This is a genomic window from Pseudomonas sp. Leaf48, from assembly GCF_001421885.1.
GTDB lineage: Bacteria > Pseudomonadota > Gammaproteobacteria > Pseudomonadales > Pseudomonadaceae > Aquipseudomonas.
On record NZ_LMLH01000010.1, the window covers coordinates 101,800 to 128,167 of the forward strand.

Annotated in this window: 22 protein-coding genes and 2 pseudogenes; 10 read left to right on the forward strand and 14 right to left on the reverse strand. The window is 59.2% G+C overall.

What is annotated here, in order from left to right; genetic code table 11:
* Nucleotides 1-125: 125 nt before the first annotated feature.
* Nucleotides 126-1,313: a Na+/H+ antiporter NhaA gene (nhaA, locus tag ASE98_RS09445; protein WP_060541107.1), complete on the reverse strand. Its 1,188-nt coding sequence runs from the start codon at nt 1,311-1,313 to the stop codon at nt 126-128.
* Between the two features lie 245 nt (nt 1,314-1,558).
* Between nhaA and ASE98_RS09450 the strand changes: the two genes are divergently transcribed.
* Complete coding sequence (locus ASE98_RS09450) at nt 1,559-2,656, forward strand: PLP-dependent cysteine synthase family protein (RefSeq protein ID WP_177336962.1); 1,098 nt, start codon at nt 1,559-1,561, stop codon at nt 2,654-2,656.
* A gap of 143 nt (nt 2,657-2,799) precedes the next feature.
* On the opposite strand, the gene ASE98_RS09455 is transcribed toward ASE98_RS09450, so the two are convergent.
* Together ASE98_RS09455 and ASE98_RS09460 are read right to left on the reverse strand one after the other, a co-directional pair.
* Nucleotides 2,800-4,413, reverse strand: a complete 1,614-nt coding sequence (locus ASE98_RS09455; protein ID WP_060541109.1) for an NAD(P)/FAD-dependent oxidoreductase — start codon at nt 4,411-4,413, stop codon at nt 2,800-2,802.
* 107 nt (nt 4,414-4,520) lie between these two features.
* Entirely contained in the window at nt 4,521-5,171 is a 651-nt protein-coding gene (locus tag ASE98_RS09460; protein WP_060541110.1) for a COG3650 family protein, read from the reverse strand.
* Nucleotides 5,172-5,346: 175 nt separating this feature from the next.
* On the opposite strand from ASE98_RS09460, the gene ASE98_RS09465 reads away from it, so the two are divergent.
* On the forward strand, nt 5,347-5,709 hold the full coding sequence (locus ASE98_RS09465; RefSeq protein ID WP_060541111.1) for a SecDF P1 head subdomain-containing protein: 363 nt from the start codon (nt 5,347-5,349) through the stop codon (nt 5,707-5,709).
* 35 nt (nt 5,710-5,744) lie between these two features.
* Here the strand turns inward: ASE98_RS09465 and ASE98_RS09470 are convergent, their stop codons facing one another.
* Complete coding sequence (locus tag ASE98_RS09470; protein WP_060541112.1) at nt 5,745-6,344, reverse strand: short chain dehydrogenase; 600 nt, start codon at nt 6,342-6,344, stop codon at nt 5,745-5,747.
* 106 nt (nt 6,345-6,450) lie between these two features.
* On the opposite strand from ASE98_RS09470, the gene ASE98_RS09475 reads away from it, so the two are divergent.
* Nucleotides 6,451-7,359, forward strand: a complete 909-nt coding sequence (locus ASE98_RS09475; protein WP_060541113.1) for a LysR family transcriptional regulator — start codon at nt 6,451-6,453, stop codon at nt 7,357-7,359.
* Nucleotides 7,360-8,279: 920 nt separating this feature from the next.
* Here the strand turns inward: ASE98_RS09475 and ASE98_RS09480 are convergent.
* The 5 genes from ASE98_RS09480 to ASE98_RS09500 form a co-directional block, all read right to left on the reverse strand.
* A complete protein-coding gene (locus ASE98_RS09480) occupies nt 8,280-8,981 on the reverse strand; it encodes an ABC transporter ATP-binding protein (RefSeq protein WP_060541114.1) in 702 nt (233 codons plus the stop codon).
* On the reverse strand, nt 8,982-9,749 hold the full coding sequence (livG, locus tag ASE98_RS09485) for a high-affinity branched-chain amino acid ABC transporter ATP-binding protein LivG (protein ID WP_060541115.1): 768 nt from the start codon (nt 9,747-9,749) through the stop codon (nt 8,982-8,984).
* Nucleotides 9,746-11,002: a high-affinity branched-chain amino acid ABC transporter permease LivM gene (locus ASE98_RS09490; RefSeq protein WP_060541116.1), complete on the reverse strand. Its 1,257-nt coding sequence runs from the start codon at nt 11,000-11,002 to the stop codon at nt 9,746-9,748. Before ASE98_RS09490 ends, livG begins: the two co-directional genes overlap by 4 nt.
* Complete coding sequence (gene livH, locus ASE98_RS09495; protein WP_060541117.1) at nt 10,999-11,922, reverse strand: high-affinity branched-chain amino acid ABC transporter permease LivH; 924 nt, start codon at nt 11,920-11,922, stop codon at nt 10,999-11,001. The genes ASE98_RS09490 and livH overlap by 4 nt, the downstream gene beginning before the upstream one ends.
* 231 nt (nt 11,923-12,153) lie before the next feature.
* A complete protein-coding gene (locus ASE98_RS09500; RefSeq protein ID WP_060541118.1) occupies nt 12,154-13,281 on the reverse strand; it encodes a branched-chain amino acid ABC transporter substrate-binding protein in 1,128 nt (375 codons plus the stop codon).
* Nucleotides 13,282-13,630: 349 nt separating this feature from the next.
* Here ASE98_RS09500 and ASE98_RS09505 point away from each other — a divergent pair, with 349 nt between their 5' ends.
* On the forward strand, nt 13,631-13,936 hold the full coding sequence (locus tag ASE98_RS09505) for a DUF2288 domain-containing protein (protein WP_060541119.1): 306 nt from the start codon (nt 13,631-13,633) through the stop codon (nt 13,934-13,936).
* Between the two features lie 283 nt (nt 13,937-14,219).
* Here ASE98_RS09505 and ASE98_RS09510 read toward each other — a convergent pair whose 3' ends face one another.
* Entirely contained in the window at nt 14,220-16,418 is a 2,199-nt protein-coding gene (locus ASE98_RS09510) for a hypothetical protein (RefSeq protein WP_060541120.1), read from the reverse strand.
* Between the two features lie 195 nt (nt 16,419-16,613).
* Here ASE98_RS09510 and ASE98_RS09515 point away from each other — a divergent pair, with 195 nt between their 5' ends.
* Nucleotides 16,614-17,510, forward strand: coding sequence for an NAD(P)-dependent oxidoreductase (locus ASE98_RS09515; protein ID WP_060541121.1), 897 nt, complete (start codon nt 16,614-16,616; stop codon nt 17,508-17,510).
* Here the strand turns inward: ASE98_RS09515 and ASE98_RS27695 are convergent.
* Nucleotides 17,482-18,194: pseudogene (locus ASE98_RS27695) on the reverse strand (putative bifunctional diguanylate cyclase/phosphodiesterase); the annotation flags it as partial. The gene ASE98_RS09515 and the pseudogene ASE98_RS27695 sit on opposite strands and share 29 nt — an antisense overlap.
* Nucleotides 18,195-18,301: 107 nt before the next feature.
* Nucleotides 18,302-18,481 (reverse strand): annotated as a pseudogene (locus ASE98_RS27700) (MHYT domain-containing protein); the annotation flags it as partial.
* Between ASE98_RS27700 and ASE98_RS27705 the strand changes: the two are divergent.
* Nucleotides 18,452-18,583, forward strand: coding sequence for a hypothetical protein (locus ASE98_RS27705; RefSeq protein WP_269084471.1), 132 nt, complete (start codon nt 18,452-18,454; stop codon nt 18,581-18,583). The pseudogene ASE98_RS27700 and the gene ASE98_RS27705 sit on opposite strands and share 30 nt — an antisense overlap.
* A gap of 397 nt (nt 18,584-18,980) precedes the next feature.
* Complete coding sequence (locus ASE98_RS09525) at nt 18,981-20,330, forward strand: spinster family MFS transporter (RefSeq protein WP_060541122.1); 1,350 nt, start codon at nt 18,981-18,983, stop codon at nt 20,328-20,330.
* Between the two features lie 239 nt (nt 20,331-20,569).
* Here ASE98_RS09525 and rapA read toward each other — a convergent pair whose 3' ends face one another.
* Nucleotides 20,570-23,416 (reverse strand): RNA polymerase-associated protein RapA, encoded by a 2,847-nt coding sequence (gene rapA, locus ASE98_RS09530; RefSeq protein ID WP_060541123.1) that lies wholly within the window; start codon nt 23,414-23,416, stop codon nt 20,570-20,572.
* 231 nt (nt 23,417-23,647) lie between these two features.
* Here rapA and ASE98_RS09535 point away from each other — a divergent pair, with 231 nt between their 5' ends.
* From ASE98_RS09535 to ccoM, 3 genes are all read left to right on the forward strand, one after another.
* Nucleotides 23,648-23,989, forward strand: coding sequence for a hypothetical protein (locus ASE98_RS09535; RefSeq protein WP_060541124.1), 342 nt, complete (start codon nt 23,648-23,650; stop codon nt 23,987-23,989).
* Nucleotides 23,990-24,089: 100 nt separating this feature from the next.
* Nucleotides 24,090-24,251 carry a hypothetical protein gene (locus ASE98_RS26920; protein ID WP_008074569.1) on the forward strand — a complete coding sequence of 54 codons (162 nt, stop codon included), beginning with the start codon at nt 24,090-24,092 and terminating at the stop codon, nt 24,249-24,251.
* A gap of 145 nt (nt 24,252-24,396) precedes the next feature.
* The gene (gene ccoM, locus ASE98_RS27545; protein ID WP_060541125.1) at nt 24,397-24,507 is read left to right on the forward strand and encodes a cytochrome c oxidase subunit CcoM; all 111 of its coding nucleotides are present in this window, start codon (nt 24,397-24,399) and stop codon (nt 24,505-24,507) included.
* A gap of 226 nt (nt 24,508-24,733) precedes the next feature.
* Here ccoM and ASE98_RS09545 read toward each other — a convergent pair whose 3' ends face one another.
* A complete protein-coding gene (locus tag ASE98_RS09545) occupies nt 24,734-26,209 on the reverse strand; it encodes an inorganic phosphate transporter (protein WP_060541126.1) in 1,476 nt (491 codons plus the stop codon).
* Between the last annotated feature and the right edge of the window lie 159 nt (nt 26,210-26,368).

Sequence of the window (26,368 nt, forward strand, 5' to 3'; positions counted from 1 at the left end):
CGCACACTTGTCATCGATCATGTTGTGGTTTGTAAAAATGCCGCCTTGGATGGCGGCATTACGTTATCCACGCATTCTTGTTAAACGTTTGAGCGGATATCCACCGCTCGAGGTTGTTGTTTTTATCAGGACTGTCGCTCCACCCGCTTACGACTGGCCGCCGCCGTCACCGCATAGCCAATCAACGCCGCCAATATCGATCCGGTCAAAATCCCCATCCGATCCATCCCGGCGTAATCGCTGACGCCCGGTTCGAAGGCCAGTGAACCGACAAACAGGCTCATGGTGAAGCCGATGCCGCAAAGGATCGCCACACCCAACACCTGGCCCCAGTTGGCACCCTGGGGCAGGGCGGCGATGCCGATTTTCACTGCCAGCCAGGTCAGGCCGAACACGCCAACGGTCTTGCCCAGCAGCAGGCCAACCGCAATGCCCATGGGCACGTCGTGGGTAAAGCTGTCGACGGTGACGCCGCTCAGGGAGAGGCCGGCGTTAGCGAAGGCGAACAGTGGCAGGATGCCGTAGGCAACCCAGGGGTGCAGGCCATGCTCAAGGGTGAGTAATGGCGACGTCTCGGCATTTCTGGTGCGCAGCGGAATGCAGAAGGCCAGGGTCACGCCGGCCAGTGTGGCGTGTACACCGCTCTTGAGTACGCAGACCCACAGGATCAAGCCGATGATCATATAGGGTCCGAGTTTCACCACGCCCAGGCGATTCATGGCGATCAGCGCCGCGATACAGGCCGCCGCCAGTGCCAGGGACAGGGTCGACAACGAGCCGGAGTAGAAGATCGCAATGATGACGATCGCGCCGAGGTCGTCGATGATCGCCAGGGTCATCAGGAACAGTTTCAGCGAAGCCGGAACGCGTTTGCCCAATAGCGCCAGTACGCCCAGGGCGAAGGCGATGTCAGTCGCGGTCGGGATTGCCCAACCGCTCAGAGCCGGTGGGTTGTCGCGATTGAGGTACCAGTAGATCAACGCGGGCACCACCATGCCGCCAATGGCCGCCGCGCCGGGCAGGACAATCTGCGACGGTTGGGACAGTTGGCCGTCGAGTACTTCGCGCTTCACTTCCAGGCCGATCAGCAGGAAGAACAGCGCCATCAGTCCGTCGTTGATCCATAGCAGCAACGGCTTGGCGATTTTCAGTGCACCGATCTGGGCCACCACCGGGGTGTCGAGCAGGCCGCTGTAAAGCCACGACAGTGACGAGTTGTTGATGATCAGGGCCAGAACGGCGGCAGCGATCAGCAATAGACCGCTGGCAGCTTCCAACTGAAAGAAGCGCGTGAAAGTGCTACGCAGAGGCAAGGTCGCTCTCCATCTGTGAATTCAAAAAGGTGGCACACCCTAACCCGTACGGTTAGTTGTTAAAACAAAAGTTATATTCTTTTTTGTTATATGTCGTTACAACGCGATTGCTTGGCACGAATCTGAGCCTAGCAGTTGCCGGACGTATTGAACCTCAGCTGTACCTGTGCCGGATGCAGGATTATTCCTAAACTTGCTGGCTGAGCCGTGTGACCCGTTCAACTCTTGCCTGAATCAGAGAAACCATCATGAGCGACAACCGACAGTGGTCGCGCGAAGCGATCCGGATTATCGAAGCCGATTTCCAGCGCAGCGCCGACACCCACCTGATCCCCTTGCCGCTGCCGGGTTTTGCGGGCATCGAGTTGTACTTCAAGGATGAGTCCAGTCATCCCACCGGCAGCCTCAAGCATCGGCTGGCGCGTTCGTTGTTTCTCTATGCCTTGTGTAACGGCTGGCTCAAGCCCGGTGCGCCGGTGATTGAAGCGTCCAGTGGTTCGACGGCGATTTCCGAGGCGTACTTCGCCCGCATGCTCGGTTTGCCGTTCATTGCAGTGATGCCAGCGACCACGTCCAAAGAGAAGATCGCGCAAATTGCGTTTTATGGTGGCCAATGTCATCTGGTCGACGATCCGACCCGGATCTACGCCGAATCCGAGCGCCTCGCTCGCGAACACGACGGCCATTTCATCGACCAGTTCACCTACGCCGAGCGCGCCACCGACTGGCGGGCGAACAACAATATCGCCGAGTCGATCTTTCAGCAGATGCGTTTCGAGCAGCATCCCGAGCCGAGCTGGCTGATTTCCAGCCCCGGCACCGGTGGCACCACGGCCACCCTGGGGCGTTACGTGCGTTATCGCCAGCATGGCACCCGGGTGTTGTGTGCCGACGCCGAGCGCTCGGTTTTTTTTGATTACTACAGGACGGGTGATGCCACTCTGCGTCTGGACCACGGTTCGCGCATTGAAGGGATTGGCCGGCCGCGAGTGGAAGCTTCGTTCCTGCCCAAGGTGATCGACGCGATGGTCAAGGTGCCGGACGCCTTGTCACTGGCGGCCATGCACTATCTGGCGCAGCGTCTGGGGCGGCACGTGGGTGGGTCGAGCGGAACCAACCTGATTGGCGCCTTGATGGCCGCGCAGCATATGGCCCAGGCAGGGGAGAAGGGCTCGATGGTGGCGATTTTGTGCGACAGCGGCGAGCGCTATGCCACGACCTATTACGATCAGGATTGGCTCAAGGCCCAGGGGTATGAGTTGAGTGGCTTGATCGATGCGGTGGCGGCGACGGTGGAGCGTGGTGAGCCGCTGCCGGCTTCGGTTCTGCGCGCCAATATCTGATTTCAGACACTGAAGTCCCCTGTAGGAGCGAGCATGCTCGCGAAGGTCGTCAACGATATCGCGGGTATGCTGGATAAACGCGGTGACCTATGGTTTTTCGCGAGCATGCTCGCTCCTACAGGGGGATTGTGTCGTTTCAGGTATCAGGCTTCCAGGCCCAGGATATCGCGAGCCACGGCTTCAGCAATCCTGATCCCGTCTACCCCCGCCGACAGAATCCCACCGGCATAACCCGCGCCTTCACCGGCCGGGAACAAGCCTTTCACGTTCAGGCTCTGCATCGTGTCGTTACGGGTAATGCGCAACGGTGACGAGGTGCGGGTTTCGATTCCGGTCAACACCGCGTCGTGCAGCGAGTAACCACGAATCTGCTTCTCGAACGCCGGCAAGGCTTCGCGAATCGCTTCGATGGCGAAGTCCGGCAAGGCCAGGGCCAGATCACCCAGGGCAACGCCCGGCTTGTAAGACGGCTCCACGCTGCCCAGTTCGGTGGAGGGCTTGCCGGCGATGAAGTCGCCAACCAGTTGCGCCGGCGCTTCGTAGTTGCTGCCGCCCAGTACGAAGGCGTGGGACTCCAGGCGTTCCTGCAATTCGATACCGGCCAATGGACCGCCCGGATAGTCGACTTCCGGAGTGATGCCGACGACGATGCCGGAGTTGGCGTTGCGTTCGTTACGCGAATACTGGCTCATGCCGTTGGTGACCACACGGTTCGGCTCGGAGGTCGCGGCCACCACTGTGCCGCCCGGGCACATGCAGAAGCTGTAGACCGAACGGCCATTTTTGGCGTGGTGCACCAGTTTGTAATCGGCGGCGCCGAGCTTCGGGTGGCCGGCGTATTTGCCCAGCCGCGCGCGGTCGATCAGCGACTGCGGGTGCTCGATGCGGAAACCTACCGAGAACGGCTTGGCTTCCATGTACACACCACGGCCGTGGAGCATGCGGAAAGTATCGCGGGCGCTGTGGCCGAGGGCCAGGATCACGTGCTTCGAGTGGATCTGCTCGCCGCCATTGAGTTCGACGCCGACCAGTTGGCCGTCCTCGATCAATACATCGGTGACGCGCTGCTGGAAGCGCACTTCGCCGCCCAGCGCGCGAATCTGCTCACGCATGTTTTCCACAACGCCGGTCAGGCGGAACGTACCGATGTGCGGTTTGCTGACGTAGAGGATTTCTTCCGGCGCGCCGGCCTTGACGAACTCGTGCAGGACTTTGCGGCCGAGGAATTTCGGGTCCTTGATCTGGCTGTAGAGCTTGCCGTCGGAGAAGGTCCCGGCGCCACCTTCACCGAACTGCACGTTGGACTCGGGGTTGAGCACGCTTTTACGCCACAGGCCCCAGGTGTCCTTGGTGCGCTGGCGCACTTCGGTGCCGCGCTCGAGGATGATCGGCTTGAAGCCCATTTGCGCGAGCAGCAGCCCGGCGAAAATCCCGCACGGGCCGAAGCCGACGACGATCGGGCGTGCACTCAGGTCGGTCGGCGCCTGGCCGACCATTTTATAACTGACATCCGGCGCCACGTTGACGTTACGGTCATCGGCGAACGTGTGCAGCACCGCCGCCTCATCGCGAACATTGAGGTCGATGGTGTAGATGAAGCACAGCTCGGAGGACTTTTTACGCGCATCGTAGCTGCGCTTGAACAAGGTGAAATCGAGCAGGTCATCGCTGGCGATTCCCAGGCGCTGCACGATGGCAGGGCGCAGGTCTTCTTCGGGATGGTCGATCGGCAACTTGAGTTCGGTGATTCGTAACATGGCGGGATCCGGTTCGCGGGGCGCACAACTGCGCCAGGGCGTTTGTAGCCCGCGATTATAAGCCTCAATGGCGCAGTCCAGTGAGGCAAAAACCGCATCTCGTCGAATCAGTCGTCGCGCGCGCCGCCGAAATGCCCGCAGCCACGCTGCACCTGGCCGTCAATGCGCAGTTCGGCAGTCATGTGCTGGATGCTGCCGTTACTGTCGACGCAACGTTGCGGCGCGACCCACAGTTCAATGCGCTGGTTGTTGGCTTCGCTGCTGAGATTGAAGCGGCCGTCGCCCAGTTGCTCTTCGACATAGGGCAGCGCCAGGGGTTTCTGGCCGGCGCGCTCGATGATCATGCCCTTGCCGCTGACTTTCACGCTCCATTCGGGTTTGTGGCCAGCAGCGCGCAGGATCAGCAGCTTGAAGTCGGGATCGTTGCACGCGGTTCCCGAGCGCTCGACCCGATACAGCTTTTCCAGGTCCAGACGGCCTTCCACTAAGCGCCCACGCACGTCGGCGAACAGATTGCCCTTGGCATCGGCGAGGGTCGCCGCTTCCTGCTGGACACTGGTGCCACCGCTGTCGTTGACCGTGTAACGCGCCGGCTGGTTGCATGGCTGGAACATCAGTTGGCCGTCTACCGCAGTCAGCTGGCCCTGCATGCGGGTCTGACCGGTATGGGAGGCGCTCTGCCGGTCTGTATCGAACAATTGGCAAGCGGCGAACAGCGGAAGCAGGGCAACGAGGACTAAGGAACGGGCAACACGCATCTTGGGGTCTCCTGACAGGTGCCGCCACGTTACTCAGCCTTACCGCTCATCACAACCCATGGCCGGCAATTGTCATGGACCGAGCTGCGGCACAAGTAACATTCGCTTTTACTTCAACTACAAGGTTGCAGGGCTATGCGTCTAACCTTGTTGGTCATCTGTTTGGGGAGGTGTTATGAGGGGATCAGCCAAAGCTCTGTGGGTGGCGCTGGGGTTGATGGGGGCGCTGCACTGCCTGGCAGCTGAGATCGCCATGTCATCCGCGTCGGACTTTACTGAGATAAGCGTGGATCTCAAGGGGGCCCATGATCCCGATTTCATCATTCTTCGCGTCACGCTCAGCCCTGATGCGCAACACCGCATGGCGCAGGTAACGCGGGAGAACCTGCATCAGCCCCTGAAACTTTTTATCGACTCAATGCTGGTGTCGACCACAACTATTCAATCGGCCATCGAAGGCCCCGCTCTGATGGTCGTTTTGCCGCCCGAAACAGCCCGTAACCTGTTGCCCAGGCTGCTGGAACCATCACCACGGTAAGGCGGCGCCGGGCCAGCGCCGCACATTGAACCTCTTCAGCCTACATGGAGTGTCTGGCCGGTCTGCAGGCCTTCCACACTCTTGGCGTAGGCCAACGCCACATCCGCCGCAGGAACCGGTTTGAAACCACGGAAGTAGGGTGCGTATTTGCCCATGGCCTCGACGAGGACATTCGGACTGATCGAGTTCACCCGCAGGCCGCGTGGCAGTTCGATGGCGGCGGCGCGGACGAAGCTGTTCAGTGCGCCGTTGACCAGTGCTGCCGAGGCTCCGCTGAAAATTGGGTCGTGGCTGAGTACGCCAGTGGTGAACGTGAAGGATGCATTGTCGTTGGCGAATTCGCGACCGATCAGCAGCAGGTTGACCTGCCCCATCAACTTGTCCTTCAGCCCCAGGGCAAAACTCTCATCAGACATTTCGCTCAACGGCGCGAAGGTCACGTTACCGGCGGCGCATACCAGCGCATCGAACTTGCCGGTTTTTTCGAATAGTCTGCGAATCGACGTGCTGTCGCTGATGTCCACCTGAAAATCACCGCTGGTACGGCCGATACGAATGATTTCGTGGCGTTGGGACAATTCCTTGTCCACGGCTGAGCCGATGGTGCCGCCTGCGCCGATCAAAAGAATTTTCATGGGTGCTGATACTCGTGTGGGTTGAACGAGTCTTCAGTCTAAGGTGGTTTTTTCTCGAGATAAGCGCACTAATAGGCAACCTTTGGTTTTCAAATGGAAACAATCCGTGAGCGAGATGGATGACCTGGCGGCCTTTGCCGTGTTGATCGAAGCGGGAAGTTTTACCTTGGCGGCCCAGCAACTGGGTTGCAGCAAAGGCCAGTTATCCAAGCGCATCAGTCAGCTGGAAACACAGTTTGGCGTGGTCCTGCTGCAACGCACCACGCGGCGCTTGAGCCTGACGGCCGCGGGTGCGGCGCTGTTGCCCCAGGCTCAGGCACTGGTCGTACAAGTAGAGCGGGCACGTCAGGCTCTGGCGCGTTTGAAGGACGACATGGCCGGCCCGGTGCGTATGACGGTTCCGGTATCTTTGGGCGAAACCTTCTTCGATGGCCTGCTGCTGGAGTTCTCAGCCAGGTACCCCGAAGTGCAGATCGAGCTGGAGCTCAACAACAGCTATCGCGAACTGTCCCGCGACGGCTTCGATCTGGCAATACGTTCCGACGTGGCCATCGACCAGCGCCTGGTGGCGCGTCCGTTGCTGGCCTGGCACGAAATGACCTGCGCCAGCCCGGCCTATCTGGAGCAGTATGGCGAACCACAGACACCCCAGGCGCTGGCCGAGCATCGCTGCCTGCTTAACAGCCATTACAGTGGTCGTGAAGAGTGGTTGTATCACCAGCAACACGAATTGTTGCGAGTGCCGGTGTCGGGGCCGTTTGCCAGCAACCATTACAACCTGCTGAAAAAAGCCGCGTTGGCCGGAGCCGGTATCGCGCGCCTGCCATCCTATTGCCTGTCGGCGGAATTGGCTGACGGGCGTCTGCGCTGGCTCCTGCGCGATTATCAGACCCGTAGCATGCCGATGTACCTGGTGCACCCGTATCAGGGCGGTTTGCCCAAGCGCACGCAGGTGCTGGCGGATTATTTGATCGGCTGGTTCAAACGCAGTGGCGAGGCGCTGGACAGGCTTTGAGCCATCACCTCGACCTTGTGGGAGCGGGCTTGCTCGCGAAGGCGGCGAATCAGTCGACTCATTTGTTGAACGATAAACCGTATTCGCGAGCAAGCCCGCTCCCACAGGGGTAATGCTGTTCACTTTAGGTTAGAGGGCTCCAGGTGGATATTTGGATTAGGTGTATATCCATTCCTGCGGTAACGGCCACCTAGGGTTTCGCCCTTACGGCGAGTCACTTGGAAGAGCCCCAAGTAACCAAGGGCTCTTGCCCCTGACGTTCGGTGCCTCGCCTAGGCTCGGCATGCCCTCGCTCCGGTCCTGCTCCGTGGGCCCGCCGCGATNCCACTCGGCCTCTCGAGGGGGCAAGAAAATCAAAAGCCAAAGCCAAAGCGAGGCGGCCTGACAGCCGACCTGATTAAGGGACCTGTCTACGATCCAATTGTGGGAGCGAGCCGGCTCCGGGCGGCGTTCCGATGATGTACGTCCAGATAGCGCGATCCTCCAGACAGGGCGCGATATCGTTGACGTCCATCGTCGGAACGCCGCCCGGAGCAAACATCGCTCCGCTCCTACAGGGGAACGTGCTCACTAGAATTCAGGTCGGCTGTCAGGCCGCCTCGCTTTGGCTTTAGATTTGGGCGCCCCGTTAAACCACGATGGCCGGAGAGAGGGCATGCCGAGCCACAGCGTGGCACCGAGTGGTGGGGCAAGAGCCTTTTGGTTCCTTTTTGGCGTTTGAAAAAGGGACTCGCCGTAAGGGCGAAACCATAAGTGGCCGTTACCGCAGCAATGGATATCCCCCCCAATCCAGTTTTTAACAACCCCATGCTTAACTGAACAGCATTGCGCTCCCACAGGGGGGCTTTCTTCATTGGCGAGGTGACGGGCATACAAAAAAAACGGCCTGCAAAGGCCGTTTTTTTGTTTAGCGCAAAGGCTTAACCGCCAAGGTACGCTTCGCGCACTTTCGGGTCGGTCAGCAGCGCTTCACCGGTGCCTTGCATCACTACCCGGCCGTTCTCCAGAACGTATGCGCGGTCTGCGATCTTCAGCGCCTGGTTGGCGTTCTGCTCGACCAGGAACACCGTTACACCGTCCTTGCGCAGCTGTTCGATGATGTCGAAGATCTGCTGGATGATGATCGGTGCCAGGCCCAGCGACGGTTCGTCGAGCAGCAACAGCTTGGGCTTGCTCATCAGCGCACGGCCGATGGCGAGCATTTGCTGTTCGCCACCGGACATGGTGCCGCCGCGTTGGTTGAAGCGCTCTTTGAGGCGCGGGAAAAGTCCCAGGACCTTGTCCATCTGTTCCTGGTAGTCGCCCTTGGCGGTGAAGAAACCGCCCATGGACAGGTTTTCTTCCACGGTCAGGCGGGAGAACACCCGACGACCTTCCGGAACCACTGCGATGCTCTTGCGCATGATCTGCGCCGAGGTCTGCCCCACGAGCTCTTCACCCATGTAGCGGATGCTGCCACTGTGGGCTTGCGGCGAGCCGCAGAGTGTCATCAGCAGGGTGGATTTGCCTGCGCCGTTGGCGCCGATCAGGGTGACGATTTCACCCTGACGGATTTCCACGTTGACGCTGTGCAGGGCCTGGATCTTGCCATAGAAGGTGGAAACGTTTTCGAACTGCAGCATTTACGCTTCCCCCAGGTAGGCTTTGATCACTTCAGGATTGTCGCGGATCTGTTCCGGCGTACCGTCGGCCAGAGGCGTGCCCTGGTTGATCACGACGATGTGGTCGGAAATGCTCATGACCAGTTTCATGTCGTGTTCGATCAGCAGCACGGTGACGTTGTGCTCTTCACGCAGCACGCTGATCAGCGCCTTCAGATCTTCGGTTTCCTTCGGGTTCAGGCCGGCGGCCGGTTCGTCGAGCATGAGGATCCGCGGGCGGGTCATCATGCAGCGGGCGATTTCCAGGCGACGTTGCTGACCGTAGGCCAGGGTGCCGGCCGGACGGTTGGCGAACTCCTTGAGGTTGACCTTTTCCAGCCAGTACTCGGCGAACTCCATGGCCTCGCGTTCGCTCTTGCGAAAGCCCGGCGTCTTGAACAGGCCAGCCAGGAAGTTGGTGTTCAGGTGACGGTGCTGGGCGATCAAGAGGTTCTCGACCGCGGTCATGTCCTTGAACAGCCGCACGTTCTGGAAGGTACGCACCACGCCTTTGAGGGCGATCTTGTGGCCCGGCAGGCCTTCGATCGGCTCACCGTCCAGCAGGATGCTGCCGCCGCTCGGCTTGTAGAAGCCGGTCAGGCAGTTGAACACGGTGGTCTTGCCGGCGCCGTTCGGGCCGATCAGGGCAACCACTTGTTTCTCTTTCACGCTCAAGGCAACGCCGTTGACCGCCAGCAAACCGCCGAAGCGCATGCTCAGGTTTTCTACTTTAAGGATCTCGCGGCTCATTTGCGCAGCTCCATGTGAGGACGTTGCATGGGCAGCAGACCCTGAGGGCGCCAGATCATCATCAGTACCATCAAGGCACCGAACATCAACATGCGGTACTCACTGAACTCACGCATCATTTCCGGCAACAGGATCATCACCACGGCAGCGAGGATCACACCCAGCTGCGAGCCCATGCCACCCAGCACCACGATGGCGAGGATGATCGCCGACTCGATGAAGGTGAAGGACTCCGGTGTCACCAGGCCCTGACGGGCAGCGAAGAAGCTGCCGGCAAAACCGGCGAATGCCGCGCCGAGGGTAAATGCCGAAAGCTTGATGAGGGTCGGGTTCAGGCCCAGCGCGCGGCAAGCGATTTCATCTTCACGCAAAGCTTCCCAGGCACGGCCCAGAGGCATGCGCAGCAAACGGTTGATGACGAACAGCGCAGCCAGTGCCAGGAACAGGGCAACCAGGTAAAGGAAGATCACCTTGTTGATCGAGTTGTATTCCAGGCCGAAGTACTCGTGGAAGGTTTGCATGCCTTCCGCGGCTTTGCGTTCGAAGGTCAGGCCGAAGAACGTCGGTTTCTCGATGTTGCTGATACCGTTCGGACCGCCGGTGATATCGGTCAGGTTACGCAGGAACAGACGGATGATTTCACCGAAGCCCAGGGTCACGATCGCCAGGTAGTCACCGCGCAGACGCAGCACCGGGAAGCCCAGCAGGAAGCCGAAGGTGGCCGCCATCAGGCCGGCGATAGGCAGGCAGATCCAGAAGCTCAGACCGAAGTAGTGCGACAGCAGCGCATAGCTGTAGGCGCCGACGGCGTAGAAACCGACGTAACCGAGGTCGAGCAGGCCAGCCAGGCCGACCACGATGTTCAGGCCCAGGCCCAGCATCACGTAGATCAGCACCAGCGTGGCGATATCCACCGCACCGCGAGAGCCGAAGAACGGCCAGACCAGAGCGCCGGCGATCAGCGCAATGATGATCCAGCGTTGAGTGGTCGGCAGGGTCAGGAAGTTGCTGGCCTTGGCCGGAATCAGCGGCATGCCTGGCGAGGAACGCCAGACCGAACTGATCTGCCGGTCGAACAGCACGCGCAGGAACATCAGCACCGAACATACGGCGATGGTGATCAGGGTGGCGTTACTGGTGCCATGAACCTCGAGGTTGATGCCGACGATGGTCAGCTTCAGACCGAGTACCGGATAGGCCACGGCCCACACCAGCAGGGCGCTGAACAGCGCCTGTTTAAGATTCCTAGTCATACTTTTTCAACCTCCGGGCGGCCCAGCAGGCCGGTTGGCCGGAACAACAACACCAAAACCAGGAGACCGAAGGCCACGACGTCCTTGTACTGGTCGCCGAAGATATCGGCACCGAAGGCTTCTGCCACGCCAAGGACCAGCCCGCCGAGCATGGCGCCCGGGATGCTGCCGATACCGCCCAGTACCGCTGCGGTGAAGGCCTTGAGACCGACCAGGAAGCCGGCGTTCGGGTTGATCACGCCGTATTGCATGCTCAACAGCACGGCTGCGATGGCCGCCAGTGCCGCACCGATGACGAAGGTCAGGGCGATGATGTTGTTGGTGTTGATACCCAGCAGGTTGGCCATCTTGATGTCTTCGGCACAGGCGCGGCAGGCGCGGCCAAGGCGAGAGCGGGAGATGAACAGCGTCAGGCCGAGCATGGCGACCAGGGTCACCACGAACACCACGATTTGCATGTAGGAAATCAGCACTTCATGTGCGCCACCTGGCCCGAAGGTAAAATTACCCGGAATCAGGTTGGGGATGGATTTATCCTTGGAGTCTTGCGCCAGCAGAACGGTGTTCTGCAGGAAGATCGACATACCGATGGCGGAGATCAGCGGGATCAGACGGTTGCTGCCGCGCAGTGGGCGGTAGGCGATCCGCTCGATGCTGTAACCGTAGGCACTGGTCACCACGATGGTGGCGATGAAAGCGGCGGTCATCAACAGCGGAACGCTGTCGAGTCCCATCATGGCCAGCCCGGCGATGGCGATGAACGCCACGTAGGAACCGATCATGTACACCTCGCCGTGGGCGAAGTTGATCATTCCAATGATGCCGTAAACCATCGTATAGCCGATGGCGATCAGGGCATACGTGCTGCCAATGGTCAGACCATTAACCAGCTGTTGGAAGAAGTGATAGATGTCAGGCATTACAGCGCTCCTAAAAACCTGATACGCATTTCACTGGTGGAGTCATTTTCCCGCTCGGGCCCCGTGGATCTGCATCCACTTCGAATCCGAGGTTTGCCAGCGAACCGCTGATGACGGTTTTGAGATTTTCAGGTGGGGAGACTGGCGGATCTCGCCAGCGCGGCCCAATACGTTCTAAAACAAAGCCCACGGCACGCCGTGGGCTTTATTGGCAGTCAGTCAGGCAACGCCTTACTGAGGCTTGGCTTCAGTTTTTGGTTTGCCGAAGTGCCACTCGTAAACCACAAATTTGAAGTCTTTCAAGTCGCCCTTGGCGTCGAAGCTCAGGTCGCCAGTAGGAGTCTTGAAGGTACCGGCGTGGATGGCTTCAGCCACTTTGGCGGCGTCTTCGGACTTGGCAGCCTTGATGCCTTCGGCAATGACGGTCACAGCCGAGTAGGCCGGGAACACGAACGGGCCGCTTGGGTCTTCTTTCTTGGCTTTGAACGCATCAGCCAGGGCGATGTTGGCCGGATCCTGGTCGAAGGATTTCGGCAGGGTCACCAGCAGGCCTTCGGAAGCGTCCTTGGCGATCTGCGAAATGGAGTCGTTACCCACGCCTTCCGGACCCATGAATTTGGCCTTCAGGCCTTTTTCCTGGGATTGACGCAGGATCAGGCCCAGCTCCGGGTGGTAGCCGCCGTAGTAGACGAAGTCGACGTTGGCTTGCTTGAGCTTGGCGATCATCGACGAGAAGTCCTTGTCGCCGGCGTTGACGCCTTCGAACACGGCAACTTTCACGCCTTTGCCTTCCAGAGTGGTCTTCACGGCGGTGGCGATGCCTTCGCCGTATTGCTGTTTATCGTGCAGCACAGCAACGATTTTCGGTTTTACGTAATCGGCAATGTAGTTACCGGCGGCAGGGCCCTGGGCGCTGTCCAGACCGATGGTGCGGAACACCATTTTGTAACCACGTGCGGTGATGTCCGGGCTGGTGGCAGCCGGGGTGATCATGATCACGCCTTCGTCTTCGTAAATGTCCGAAGCCGGTTGAGTGGAGCTGGAGCACAGGTGGCCGACCACGAATTTCACGCCGTCGTTGACGACCTTGTTCGCAACCGCTACCGCTTGTTTTGGATCACAGGCGTCATCATATTCAACGGCTTCGAGTTTCTTGCCGTCTACGCCGCCTTTGGCGTTGATCTGTTCAATGGCCATTTTGGCGCCGCTGAACTGCATGTCGCCGTATTGGGCTACAGGACCGGTTTTAGGGCCGGCGATGCCGATCTTGATGGTGTCAGCTGCGAACGAATGGCTGGCAACCCCGGCCAGAACCATAGCGGCAAACAGTTTGGAAATCTGCTTAGTAGCCTTAGTCATAGTGCTCCACTCTTACTGTTGTAGTTTTTATAGTCCTGGCGCCTTGGGCAGCAGAACCGGGTCAGAAATTGCAACATTCCCCGGAAAAGCCCCTCGGCAACTGTACCGGTACAGTGTAGAGCGCCGATTGTCAGCCTGGGAAGGCGGCGCCGGGGGGCAAAACCTGCGAGTGTCGCTTAATTGAAATAAAAAGACAGAATTGCGGCGGGGCTTTGACGGGCTTATAGCTGAATTCCGTGCTTTCCTTGGCTTTCCTGCGCTTTTCATCTCGGTGACTCAATTGCATCCGGGTTTTTCTGCCGGACCACCGACGTTATCATTCGCGTCGATTTCTTTTCCGGACAGTCCCATGAATCAAGAACCTAGCACCCTCTATGCCAAACTGCTTGGTGAAACAGCATCTATTACCTGGAAGGAGCTGGAGCCATTCTTCGCCAAGGGTGCCCTATTGTGGGTCGACCCGGGCCTGGATTTGATCGCGGCCGCCGAGGCCGTGGCCTTGGACGAAGGCGAGAAAGTGGCCGCCTGGCTGGCCGCAGACACGCTGGCCAAGCTGTCTGAAACGCGGGCGCTGGATCTTTTTGAGCGTGATCCCGAGCTTTGGGCGGTGGTGGTTTCGCCGTGGATTCTGATCCAGGAAAGGGCGACGAACTGAATCCGCGCGCCCATTTGGTGCGTCATGCGCGCGAGCAAAAGTGTGTAGGTGAGTAGCGTGATGGCACCTTGCCGTGGAGAAAGGCCACAGCCTAACGGTGACGTAAACGTAACGGGAACAGTTGGGAGGGCAATTGAGCGTCTGATCAATTGTTTCCGAATGTTGAAATGTGTTGTTTTCATTACCGCTTTCGCGAGCAAGCCCGCTCCCACATTCGACTGCGTTCTTCCTGAAGAACATCGTTAAATGTGGGAGCGGGCTTGCTCGCGAATGGGAACGACGCTTAGTTAGCGGTCTTGCCCGTATGGTTATTAAGAGAAATAACCTTGGTCTTGCCAATGCGATGGCGGTAGATCTCGCGCAGGTACTTGATCGCTTTCTTCACGCAATCCCGGGACAGGCGGATGTCGTTGATCGAGACGAACTTGTCCTTGTCGTTGATCAGCTCACGGTATTTTTTCTCGTACATCGGCTTGATCGCGTACCAGTTGGTATCGAGGATCTTCGCCGGGTTCTCGAATTCGTTGAGCAGGTCGTCGATGCGGTCTTCGTCGAAGTCTTCATTGATGATGAAGTCGAGGATCGAGTTGTCCAGAGTGTCATCGAAGCGGTACGGGTTGCGTGCAAAACAACGCTTGATGAAGGCCACGATGAGCGTCAGGAAGTCGTCCGACAGGCACGGGCTCTTGGCAATCAGCGTGGTCAGCGACAGGTTGGCCGAGGCCCCGATCACCAACGCATAGCGCTTGAGCGTGGTATTGGGGAACAGGCTGTTGAGGTGTGTCTTCAACCGGTTCAGGTCCATGTACGACAGCTTGTAGTCCTTGGGCAGCGAGACGATCGACACCACCGACGAGCAGTTCTTGAAGAAGTGCAGGTCGTGCAGCGCAGCCGCGTCGTAGCCCGAATTCTTGTACTGCTCCAGCGATGCGCGATAGCGCTTGGATTCGATCGGCAACAGGCTGATGCCTTCGATGGCCTGGGTGACCTTGTTGAAGTGCGGCAGGTCGATCGAGCGGAAGAACAGGTCGTCGATGTTCAGGCGCTGCGGCTCTTTCTCGAACACCTTGAATTTGTCGCTGCTTGGCGGCGGGGTCTCCGGCACTACGGATTCGGCGTAGGCAATCGCCACCGGCCCGGCCAGGCTCATGAACAGGTCGTTGGCGTCCAGGCGAATGGTTTCGCCGATGTCGATGCCGGCGCGACGGAAATAGTTCTGGTCGTAGTCGGTCGTGACCGCCTGAGCCGTCAGAATGTTGAAGATCTGTTGGGAGATGTACTGGTTGGCGTGCTTCTCCATGGCATTGACGTCGATGTTCTGGATGTTGCCGTCATCGTTTTCTTCGGCGTAACGCATGATGTCGTTGGAGATCAGCATCATGGCGTTCCATGGGCGGATACGGCCCATGACGCTGGCTTCGCTGCTGTCTTCATTGGCGAAGTTGTAGGAGAAGTCCCACTCTTCCGACAGGTATTTACACAGCAGGCGACCGGCGTTGATGTGCAGCGCTTCGGACATTTCACTGCGGTGATCGGAAATGTTCGGCAGTACGCAGATGCCGCTGGTGAAAATCGGTTCGAAGACGAAGGAATGGCCGCTTTTGCCGTCGTGCTCGTCCATCGGCTTGGTGTCGAACGTCTTGTTCATGTACGAGTGTTGCTGGGCCAGGCCGAATTCCGAGGCCATGCCAGAACCGGTACCGCCGCCGGCACTGAAGATCGAGAAGTACAGGCGTGACTGGTTGGCCTTGATACCGCAGCTGTCGATCAGGTACGAGTGAATCATTTTCCAGTCGGGGCTGGAGAAACGCTGGGTGTCCTTGTTCAGGATGATCTTGGCCAGATACTGGCCGAGGATCGGCGCGTTACCGGCACCACCGGCGTGGACTTCCGACAAGTCCATGATTTTCATTTTGCTGTAGTCGCGCAGGAAGCCGCTTTTTTCGCCCTTGCGCGAAAAGCGGATGCGCCCGGCGATGTCTTTGTCGAGGTCGCCGAGCATCACCAGTGGTTCGACCAGAAACACTGGCTTGGAGGCTTTGTTCGAGCCCAGGCGCAGGTTGTTGCGGATCCATTGGGCCGGGCTGTAGCCCTTCTCGGCGTAGCGTTTGTCCGGCGACAGGCGATCTTCGTTGTTGAATTCGTTGAGGTAGAACTTGCGGGCGTTGTACACCAGTTCCGCGACATCCAGCGCGATGTTCGAGCCGCAGCGACCCAGGCCGATCAGGCACACCGACGGGAATTCCTGATCGCTGTGCTGTTCGTTGTCGCCTTCCAGATGCGGCGGGCGTGGGAACACCATGTCGCGCAGACCGTCGAGGTTGTCGAGGATGCGGTCGGTGTTGGTTTCGGTGAAGTACAGGTATTGCTGGCTTGCCAACGGGCGGGAAGGGGGCAATGGCTTCAAGGATGAAGGGCTGTTGGCCGCGGGGCTCAACGTCAGATCGGATACCGCAGTGGCCGGATTGTTTTTAGAAGTCATTGTTCGCCATGTACCTGGGCTGGTTGGTTGGCCGACTCGTTGTCGTCCAACCGTCACGGATTGAATCGCGTCTTTTTTTCAGCGCGTATTGGGCCCTACCCTCGGGCTGCAACCTGAGCATCACTCGGGGGAATCCTTTCCTAAGTCATGATGAATCGGCCAATATCAGGCGATCTTTAATCAAAAGGAGGCCAAATGATGTCAATGCTACCTTCGCTGGGTTTTGCCGGGATCGGTCTGATGGGGCTGCCGATGTGCCGGCGGCTGCTCGCGGCGGGTTACCCGTTGACGGTGTGGAACCGAAATCCGGCCAAGTGCAAGCCACTGGTGCAAGCCGGTGCGCGCCAGGTCGCTACCCCGGCCGAGTTGTGCCAGCACGCGGATGTGGTGATGTTGTGCCTGGCGGACACCGCGGTGGTGCGTGAAGTGGTTTTTGGTTCAGCGGGTGTTGCCCAGGGGGCGCAAAGCGGCCAGCTGTTGGTGGATTTTTCCAGCCTGGAGCCAAACGCCACGCGGGAAATGGCGGCCGAGCTTGCCGGCAGGACCGCCATGGGTTGGCTGGACGCGCCGGTGTCCGGAGGCGTGGTGGGTGCCGAAGCAGGCAACCTGGCGATCATGGTCGGTGGCGAAGCCCGGGACCTGGAGCGGGTTCGACCGGTGCTGCTTGAGCTGGGTCAGCGCGTGACACACATGGGCGGTGTCGGGGCAGGGCAAGTCACCAAGGCCTGCAACCAGATGATCGTTGCCTGTAACGCATTGGTGATTGCCGAAGTGGTTGCACTGGCGGAACGCTCCGGTGTTGATGCCAGCCTGATCGCCGAAGCGCTGGCCGGTGGTTTTGCCGATTCCAAACCGCTGCAGATCCTCGCCCCGCAAATGGCCGACAATCGTTTCGAGCCAGTCAAATGGCACGTACGAACCCTGCTCAAGGATCTGGACACTGCGGTGAAGTTTTCCCGCGAGCAAGGCAGTGCGACGCCGATAACGGGCTTGGCTGCGCAGTTGATGCGCCTGCATGGGAGCCAGGGATTCCTTGAACAAGACCCTTCTACATTAGTGCTGATGTACCGTGAGCCAGGCGCAAGCGTGTAAGGCTGCCGGGGGACTTGCGCTGGTTGATTTCGTCCAGCACCGGACGCAGTTCGGCGAGTGGCACCGGGCGGCTGAGCAGGTAGCCCTGAACGAAGTCGCAGCCATGGTCCTCCAGGAACTGGTATTGCTCGAAAGTTTCGACGCCTTCGGTGACCACCTCCAGGTGAAGGGTGTGCGCCATGACGATAATCGCCTGGACGATCTCCATATCCTGGATGGACTTGGGAATGTCCTGCAGGAAAGAACGATCGATTTTCAGGGTGTTGAGCGGCAGGCGCTTGAGGTAGGCCAGGGACGAGTAACCGGTACCGAAGTCATCGATCGACAGCGACACGCCGAGGGCGCGAATCTGGCCCAGTAACACCAGTGTCTCGGTGATATTGCCCATCAATGCATTTTCGGTCACTTCCAGTTCCAGCCGATCGGGCGCCACACCCGTTGCCCGCAGTGCGTGTTCGATTTCAGTTGCCAGTTCTTCACGTGCCAGGTTCAGGGCCGAGCAGTTCACTGTGATGCGCAGTTCTTCACAGCCTTGGCGCGATAGATCGGCCAGGTCTTCGCAAGCCTTGCGCAGTACCCAGTTGTCGAGTTCGGCGATCAGGCCGTTGGCCTCGGCGATGGCGATGAAGCGGTGCGGCACGAGGAACCGTGAACCGGGTGTTGCCAGCGAACATGCCCACGTAGTGCATGGTCGCGATGCCCAGGCCTGCCCCTGTCGAGGATTCCACGCATTGGCGGTTTGTCGGATCGGGGAGGCTGAAGGTGTTCATCGCCAGCCATGAAGCGCACAGGGCTGTGATCAGGGAAAGCAGCGTCACTGGCAGGTGGTAGTGAATATCGATAGCTGACTGCAAAGCCAGTATACCGATCAAATGCATGGCCCAGATTCTGCCTGCCATGCACACGGTGCCGACCCAGCGCCAGCGTCGTTTGGAGACCGGATGTTCGGCATGGGCAACCCGCTCGGCCATGCCTGGCGTGGCAAAGCAGCCGACGCAGGCGACCAGATACGCCAGCAGCACGAGGAATCGATCATGTGTGAAATTGAGTATGACCTGCCCACTCTCTGGTAAAGAAGTAGTGAAATGCAGACCAAGCCACTCCATAGCATGCCCCGTTGTGGTCATCTGGCCGGGGCAATGAGCGCCGGCGAATTTCATGCAGTATAGAGGGCATGCATGGAGCGCAAATCGATAGTGGCATATTGGTGTCAAGCATTTGGTTATTGCAGTTATAGCGATTAGTGCTATTGATCCGGCGCTTCTCTTTTCAGGCATCTGTTTGCAACGCTGCAAGACAGAACACCGCACATTTGGGCCCTTGCGGGGCCCCGGGAGCCAGCAATCACGTGGTCTTCGCCATGGGCTGGTATCAGCCTTACGAATAATTACAGACAGCTGTGACCGGCCTGTCTAGATTGCAGGTTCCGGGGACAGTGAGGCCCCAATAACAATAAAACGAGACGGACCCATGCAGAACTCGACCCAAGCGGCGAATGCCTGGCGCATTCTGTTCCTGTTGTTCCTGGCCAACCTGTTCAACTTTTTCGACCGTACCATCCCGGCCATCATCATCGAACCGATCCGCATGGAATGGCACCTCAGTGACTTCCAGATCGGCATCATCGGCACCGCTTTCACCCTCGTCTACGCGATTGCCGGTCTGCCACTGGGGCGTATGGCCGATACTGGCTCGCGCAGCAAGCTGATGGGCTGGGGCCTTGCGGTGTGGAGCGGGCTGACGGCGGTCAACGGTATGGTCGGCAGTTTCTGGAGCTTCCTGGTCGTGCGCATGGGTATCGGCATCGGTGAAGCCAGTTATGCACCGGCTGCCAACTCGCTGATCGGCGATCTGTTTCCGGCTCATCGTCGGGCGCGAGCCATGGGCATTTTCATGCTCGGACTGCCGTTGGGCCTGCTGCTGGCGTTCTTCACCATCGGCGCGATGGTCAAGGCATTCGACAGCTGGCGTGCGCCTTTCTTCATCGCAGCGGTGCCGGGGCTGATCCTCGCAATCTTCATGTTCTTCATCAAAGAGCCAAAACGCGGCGCCGCCGAGAGCGTGCAGGTTTCGCAAGAACGCGTGGACCGGCCGATCCGCCGGGTACTGGCGGTGCCTACGTTCCTTTGGCTGGTAATGGCCGGCCTCTGCTTCAATTTCGCCACCTATGCCTGCAACTCGTTTCTGGTGCCGATGCTCCAGCGCTACTTCTTGATGCCGTTGCAGGAAGCTGCGGTGGCAACGGGTGTAATCGTTGGTGTCACCGGTTTGTTCGGACTGACCATCGGCGGCTGGGTCGCTGACAAGATTCACCAGCGGGTAGCCAACGGGCGGCTGCTGTTTGCGGCGTTCAGTTTGATTATCTCGACCGTATGCACAGCGTGGGCGCTGCACTCAGGTCGCATAGAAATCGGCGTGTTCGTGGCGGTGTTCAGTCTGGGCTGGCTGTTTGCCTATAACTTCTATACCTGCGTTTACACGGCAATTCAGGATGTGGTCGAGCCGCGCTTGCGGGCCACCGCCATGGCTTTGTTCTTTGCCGGGCTATACCTGTTGGGCGGTGGGTTGGGGCCAGTGGTGGTCGGTGCCTTGTCCGATCACTTTGCCCACACGGCGATGCTGGCGGCGGGTGCCGAACAGATGACCGAGGCGTTCAAGGCCGTAGGCCTGCATGACGCGATGTACCTGATTCCTGTGGCGCTGTTTTTCACCATGGTGTTTCTGGTGTTGGCGTCTCGGTGTTTTGTACGCGATGCCAAGCGGATGAAAGAGGGGCTGGGGGCGGTGGTTGAGCCCGGGGTTGCTGCGGCGACGGCATAAGATCAAAAGATCGCAGCCTGCGGCAACCACAGGGAACACTCGATCTCCTGTAGGAGCGAGCCTGCTCGCGATGGTCGTTAACGATAACGCGGCCTTTCTGAATGCCCGCGTTGTCTGGGCGCTCATCGCGAGCAAGCTCGCTCCTGCAGTGGGGATCTGGTCAGAAGCTGCGATCGTTTGATCTGAAAAAAAAGCCCGCATCACTGCGGGCTTCTTGTTACTGCGATGCAGATGGGGACTTAACCCGCCACCAACACCCGAATCGCTTCCAGTCGCAGCGCAGCCTTGTCGAGCATCGCCAGGCCTTGCTCGCGCTGTTTGCGCAGGGCAACCAGTTCGCTGTCACGCACGGTCGGGTTGACTGCTTGCAACGCGGTCAGGCGCGCCAGTTCTTCGTCGGTATCGGCGGCCAGGCGACGCTGCGCTTCAGCCACGCGCTCGGCGTGACGAGGCAGGATTTTCGCTTCACCGGCGTTGATACGCGGTGTCAGCTGATCGCGCTGGGCCTGGATGAACTTGTTGGCGCTGGCACGCGGCACGCTCTCCAGCTGATCGTTCAGGGTTTCGAACGCGACGCGCGCCGCCAAATCGTTGCCGTTGGTGTCGAGCAGGCAGCGCAGGGCGGCCGGCGGCAGGTAACGGCCCAGTTGCAGCGAGCGCGGGGCAACCACTTCGCTGACATACAGCAGTTCCAGCAACACGGTGCCAGGCTTGAGCGCCTTGTTCTTGATCAATGCCACGGCGGTGTTGCCCATGGAACCGGACAGAACCAGATCCATGCCACCCTGGACCATCGGGTGTTCCCAGGTGATGAACTGCATGTCTTCGCGAGACAGCGCCTGGTTGCGGTCGTAAGTGATGGTCACGCCTTCGTCGTCACCCAGCGGGAAGCTGGCGTCGAGCATTTTTTCGCTCGGCTTGAGGATCAGGGCGTTTTCCGAATGGTCTTCGCTGTCGATGCCGAATGCGTCGAACAGGGTTTCCATGTAGATCGGCAGAGTGAACTGGTCGTCCTGCTCAAGAATGTCCTCCACCAGGGCATCGCCTTCGCCCGCGCCGCCGGAATTGAGTTCCAGCAGACGGTCACGACCGGTGTGCAGATCGGCTTCCAGGCGCTCACGTTCGCTGCGAGCCTCGTCGATCAGCGCTTGCCACTCGCCATCGTCGGCTTCTTCGAGCAGCGGCAACAGGCGTGGGCCGAACTGATGCTGCAGGGCGTTGCCGGTCGGGCAGGTATTGAGGAACGCGTTCAGCGCTTCGTGGTACCACTGGAACAGGCGCTCTTGCGGGCTGGTTTCCAGGTATGGCACGTGCAGTTCGATCACATGTTTCTGGCCGATCCGGTCCAGACGACCGATACGTTGTTCCAGCAGGTCCGGGTGAGACGGCAGGTCGAACAGCACCAGGTGATGGGAGAACTGGAAGTTGCGACCTTCACTGCCGATTTCCGAGCAGATCAGTACTTGTGCGCCAAATTCTTCGTCGGCGAAGTAAGCAGCGGCGCGGTCACGCTCGAGGATGTTCATGCCCTCGTGGAACACCGTGGCCGGGATGCCGGAGCGCACGCGCAGGGCATCTTCCAGGTCCATGGCGGTTTCCGCATGGGCGCAGATTACCAGCACCTTGGTGCGCTTGAGCATCTTCAACTGGTCGATCAGCCACTCGACGCGCGGGTCGAATTTCCACCAGCGTTCTTCTTCGTTGGCGTCCGGCTGGGCCTGAAAGCTGACTTCCGGATACAGTTCGGCGTGATCGCCCAGTGGCAGCTCAAGGTATTCGTCGGGGCACGGCAGCGGGTACGGGTGTAGCTTGCGCTCCGGGAAACCCTGCACGGCAGCACGGGTGTTACGGAACAGCACGCGGCCGGTGCCATGACGATCCAGTAATTCGCGGACCAGACGGGCGCTGGCTTCGATATCGCCATCGTTGACCGCGGCCAGCAGGGCTTCGCCTTCGTTGCCGAGGAAGCCGTGAATGGTCTGGTGCGCTTCAGGCGACAGGCGCCCCTTGTCCAGCAATTCCTGAACGGCTTCGGCCACCGGACGATAGTTTTCGCTCTCGGCACGGAAGGCGTGCAGGTCATGGAAACGGTTCGGGTCGAGCAGGCGCAGACGGGCGAAGTGGCTGTCCTGACCCAGTTGTTCCGGTGTCGCGGTCAGCAGCAGCACGCCCGGGATCGTTTCAGCGAGCTGCTCGACCAGTGTGTATTCCGGGCTGGCCTTGTCTTCGTGCCACACCAGGTGGTGCGCTTCGTCGACCACCATCAAATCCCAGCCGGCCGCGAACAGGGCGTCCTGGGCTTTCTCGTCATCGACCAGCCACTCGAGTGCAACCAGGGCAAGCTGGGTGTCTTCGAACGGGTTGGTGGCATCGCTTTCGATGAAGCGTTCTTCGTCGAACAGCGCGACCTGCAGGTTGAAGCGGCGACGCATCTCCACCAGCCATTGGTGCTGCAGGTTTTCCGGAACCAGGATCAGCACACGGCCGGCACGGCCCGAGAGCAGTTGGCGATGGATCACCAGGCCGGCCTCGATGGTTTTACCCAGGCCTACTTCGTCGGCCAGCAGAACACGTGGCGCGATTCGGTCGGCCACTTCACGGGCAATGTGCAGCTGGTGCGCGATCGGTTGCGCACGCACGCCACCCAGGCCCCAAAGGGCAGACTGCAACTGCCGGCTGGTATGTTCCAGGGTGTTGTAGCGCAGGGAGAACCAGGCGAGCGGGTCGATCTGTCCTGCGAACAAACGGTCGCTGGCCAGACGGAACTGAATGAAGTTCGACAGCTGGGTTTCCGGCAGGGTGACCACTTCGTTCTGCGCGTTGAGGCCGTGGTAGACCAGCAGGCCGTCGACGTCGTCGACTTCCTGTACGGTCAGTTTCCAGCCCTCGAAGTGAGTGATGGAGTCACCCGGCGAAAATCGCACGCGGGTCAGGGGCGCATTCCGTAGCGCGTACTGGCGAGTCTCGCCAGTGGCCGGGTAGAGCACGGTCAACAAGCGGCCGTCCTGTGCCAGAACGGTGCCCAATCCCAGCTCGGCTTCGCTGTCACTGATCCAGCGTTGCCCCGGTTGATACTGCTGCGCCATGCTGCCTGACTCCCACCTTGAAAAAGCGGGCTATCTTAACGGAATCGCGGCTGCAGACCAAAGGAATACTCATGTGGAAGCTGGCGCAGGCTACGATCTTCGGTTCTTCGATACCTGAAAAGATCGTAGCTTGCGCCAGCACCACAGGTGCCAACCGCATCACAGTTTGCGACCGAAGGCTCAAGTCGACATCCCCGCAGCCGACAGCCTGCTGACAGGAGACTGATAACCATGCTGCTACCGATGCTGCCCTTGAGTGCCGTGCCGATCACCTCGCAACATGACCCGATCCGCCAGCGTCCGGACATTCCTCCGGTGGTACCGGCGCAGGAAAGCTCCAGTGACAGCACGATTAACCTGCAAAAGCGCGATCCAGAAGAGGCCGCGTTACTTCTGCGTGAGGAGCAGCGCCGCAAGCAAGAGCAGGAACGGCGCCGTCGTGAAGCCGACGAAGATCCCGAGGCGTATCTGGCGATTCCCGGCGACGAGCTCAATGCTGACAACACCGTGCCCGTGGCCCCCCTGATGGAGGAGCAGCCACGTCAGGGGTTGTGGGTCGATATCGAGATTTGATCACACGGCTGGTCAGCGCTGCCGTCAGACCGCATTATTGGTCTATAGCTGCCGGACAACGTGCTGGCTGAATTTCATCTCTTGTGATGCACAGATTGCCATGAGCCAAGACGACAAGCTGATCGACCTCAATGCTGAACGCGCCAAACGTGTTCATGACCTCAACGAAAAGCGGCTCAATGAAGTACGCCAGGCGTTCGAACAGGCCATGCCGCTGGGCAAGGCGAAGAAAAAGCCGAAAAACAAACCGAAAAAACGCTGAAATCCCCCCCGCATTTATTGATGCGGGTCAAACTTTTCCCTTCCTCCTTCCCTGTTATGGCCGACATTGATCCCGGTCAATATTTTCTCCTGCCTGATTGTTTAACTTAGCTCCATCGCAACAAGGCAGATGCAGGAGACGAGTCATGTTTTTCGACAACGTTGTGTTCGCCGGAGTGCTGACGGTCAGCCTCATGTTTGTATTTTTTGCAGGATTCGGATTGTTTATCTGGAAAGATTCGCAAAAGCGGAAATAACCGCCAGCCTTTCTGGATGTAATGGGCACGCAAGGCATTTTGGGCAACTTCGGTTGCCTTTTTTTTTGCCTGTTATTTGCAGTCGACGATTCTTTGCAGGAGCCGGCTTGTCGGCGATGACAATCTTGCAAGCGCTAACGTCCGCAAGCCGGCTACTGCAACAGGAAAATGACAATAAAAAAGGCGCGGTCCTTGCGGAGCGCGCCTTTTTCATTGCAGCGATGAATCAGCTGCCCAATGCCTTCGACGCCAGCCAGAACAATCCGGCGGACAAGGCCACGGTAGCTGGCAGGGTCAATACCCAGGCCAGCAGGATCGTCTTGACGGTACCGCCTTGCAGGCCGCTCTTGTTGGCGACCATGGTGCCGGCCACGCCCGAGGACAGCACGTGGGTAGTCGATACTGGCAGGCTGAAGATGTTGGCCATGCCGATCAGGGTGGCGGTGGTGATCTGTGCCGACATGCCCTGGGAGTAAGTCATTCCTTGCTTGCCGATTTTCTCGCCGATGGTCAGCACGACTCGCTTCCAGCCCACCATGGTGCCCAGGCCCAGGGCCAGGGCAACCGCCAGAATCACCCAGAACGGGGCGTATTCGGTGGTGGTAGTCAGGTCTTTGCGCAGCTTGTCCAGGTCAGCCTTTTCCCGGGCCGAAAGTTCAGGCAGCTTGCTGACTTTTTTCGCCGTGTCGTCCAGGCAGAGCAGGTAGCGACGCACCTCGATGCGGCTCTCGGCTGGCATCGAGTGGTAGTCGGCTACACCCTTGAGGGTGCCGAGCAAAGCGGTGATGGTCGGCTCAGTCTGCTTCGGGTTGCAGCGGAACTTCTCCGGCAGATCGCCTTCCACACTTTTGCCCAAGGCGAGGAATTCACCCAGGGTTGCCTCATTACGCTTATAGAACTGGCTCAGGTGCAGAGTGGCGTCGCGAGTCCGCTCGATCTGATAAGTAGTGCTGTTCAGGTCGAGTACGAACTGTGCCGGTACGATACCGATCAACACCAGCATGATCAGGCCGATACCTTTCTGGCCATCGTTGGAACCGTGCACAAAGCTCACGGCCATTGCCGAAATCACCAGGACCAGGCGGTTCCAGAATGGCGGATGCTTTTTGTCGTCGATCTTGCGGCGTTGTTCCGGTGTCTTGTGCATCTTCGACAGCGGTCGCCACCATTTCAACGCAATCAGCACCAGGGCCGCGATGAGGAAGCCGGCCATGGGCGAGAACACCAGCGAGGCGCCGATATCGATCGCTTTCTGCCAGTTCACACCATCGGCCAACGGAATGTCGTTGATCAGGGCGTTGGCCAGGCCGACACCGAGGATCGAACCGATCAGAGTGTGCGAGCTGGAAGCCGGGATACCGAAGTACCAGGTGCCCAGGTTCCAGGCGATGGCGGCGGCGAGCAACGAGAACACCATGGCCAGCCCGTGTCCGGTATTCACATTGATCAGCAGCTCTACCGGCAACAGGTGGACGATGGCATACGCCACGCCGACCCCGCCCAGCAGCACGCCGAGGAAGTTGAACACACCGGAAAAGAACACCGCCAGATGAGGCGGCATGGCTTTGGTGTAGATAACAGTTGCCACCGCGTTTGCGGTGTCATGAAAGCCGTTGATGAACTCGAAGGCGAGGACAAAGGCCAGGGCGAGCAAGAGGCTCACAAGCACCCAAGCATCCAGTCCGCTGAATAAATCGATCATGAAGGTTTTCTGACCCGGTCATAAGGGGGCGCGATTATGCCAGAAAAGACTGCAAATCGATGCACTAGCTGCTCATCGGTAACATCCATCAACGATTTTTTTTGCAGATGAGCCCCAAGGCAAAGGGGTTTGCCCTGGTTTTCAACGCTTTGATTTAAT

What these genes read in the sequence shown, in the direction of transcription:
- ASE98_RS09455 (WP_060541109.1), bottom strand. Translation starts at nt 4,413, where the DNA reads ATGTTACGAATCACCGAACTCAAGTTGCCGATCGACCATCCCGAAGAA.
- ASE98_RS09460 (WP_060541110.1), bottom strand. Translation starts at nt 5,171, where the DNA reads ATGCGTGTTGCCCGTTCCTTAGTCCTCGTTGCCCTGCTTCCGCTGTTC.
- ASE98_RS09465 (WP_060541111.1), top strand. Translation starts at nt 5,347, where the DNA reads ATGAGGGGATCAGCCAAAGCTCTGTGGGTGGCGCTGGGGTTGATGGGG.
- ASE98_RS09470 (WP_060541112.1), bottom strand. Translation starts at nt 6,344, where the DNA reads ATGAAAATTCTTTTGATCGGCGCAGGCGGCACCATCGGCTCAGCCGTG.
- ASE98_RS09480 (WP_060541114.1), bottom strand. Translation starts at nt 8,981, where the DNA reads ATGCTGCAGTTCGAAAACGTTTCCACCTTCTATGGCAAGATCCAGGCC.
- livG (WP_060541115.1), bottom strand. Translation starts at nt 9,749, where the DNA reads ATGAGCCGCGAGATCCTTAAAGTAGAAAACCTGAGCATGCGCTTCGGC.
- ASE98_RS09490 (WP_060541116.1), bottom strand. Translation starts at nt 11,002, where the DNA reads ATGACTAGGAATCTTAAACAGGCGCTGTTCAGCGCCCTGCTGGTGTGG.
- livH (WP_060541117.1), bottom strand. Translation starts at nt 11,922, where the DNA reads ATGCCTGACATCTATCACTTCTTCCAACAGCTGGTTAATGGTCTGACC.
- ASE98_RS09500 (WP_060541118.1), bottom strand. Translation starts at nt 13,281, where the DNA reads ATGACTAAGGCTACTAAGCAGATTTCCAAACTGTTTGCCGCTATGGTT.
- ASE98_RS09505 (WP_060541119.1), top strand. Translation starts at nt 13,631, where the DNA reads ATGAATCAAGAACCTAGCACCCTCTATGCCAAACTGCTTGGTGAAACA.
- ASE98_RS09510 (WP_060541120.1), bottom strand. Translation starts at nt 16,418, where the DNA reads ATGACTTCTAAAAACAATCCGGCCACTGCGGTATCCGATCTGACGTTG.
- ASE98_RS09515 (WP_060541121.1), top strand. Translation starts at nt 16,614, where the DNA reads ATGATGTCAATGCTACCTTCGCTGGGTTTTGCCGGGATCGGTCTGATG.
- ASE98_RS27705 (WP_269084471.1), top strand. Translation starts at nt 18,452, where the DNA reads ATGTTCGGCATGGGCAACCCGCTCGGCCATGCCTGGCGTGGCAAAGCA.
- ASE98_RS09525 (WP_060541122.1), top strand. Translation starts at nt 18,981, where the DNA reads ATGCAGAACTCGACCCAAGCGGCGAATGCCTGGCGCATTCTGTTCCTG.
- rapA (WP_060541123.1), bottom strand. Translation starts at nt 23,416, where the DNA reads ATGGCGCAGCAGTATCAACCGGGGCAACGCTGGATCAGTGACAGCGAA.
- ASE98_RS09535 (WP_060541124.1), top strand. Translation starts at nt 23,648, where the DNA reads ATGCTGCTACCGATGCTGCCCTTGAGTGCCGTGCCGATCACCTCGCAA.
- ASE98_RS26920 (WP_008074569.1), top strand. Translation starts at nt 24,090, where the DNA reads ATGAGCCAAGACGACAAGCTGATCGACCTCAATGCTGAACGCGCCAAA.
- ccoM (WP_060541125.1), top strand. Translation starts at nt 24,397, where the DNA reads ATGTTTTTCGACAACGTTGTGTTCGCCGGAGTGCTGACGGTCAGCCTC.
- ASE98_RS09545 (WP_060541126.1), bottom strand. Translation starts at nt 26,209, where the DNA reads ATGATCGATTTATTCAGCGGACTGGATGCTTGGGTGCTTGTGAGCCTC.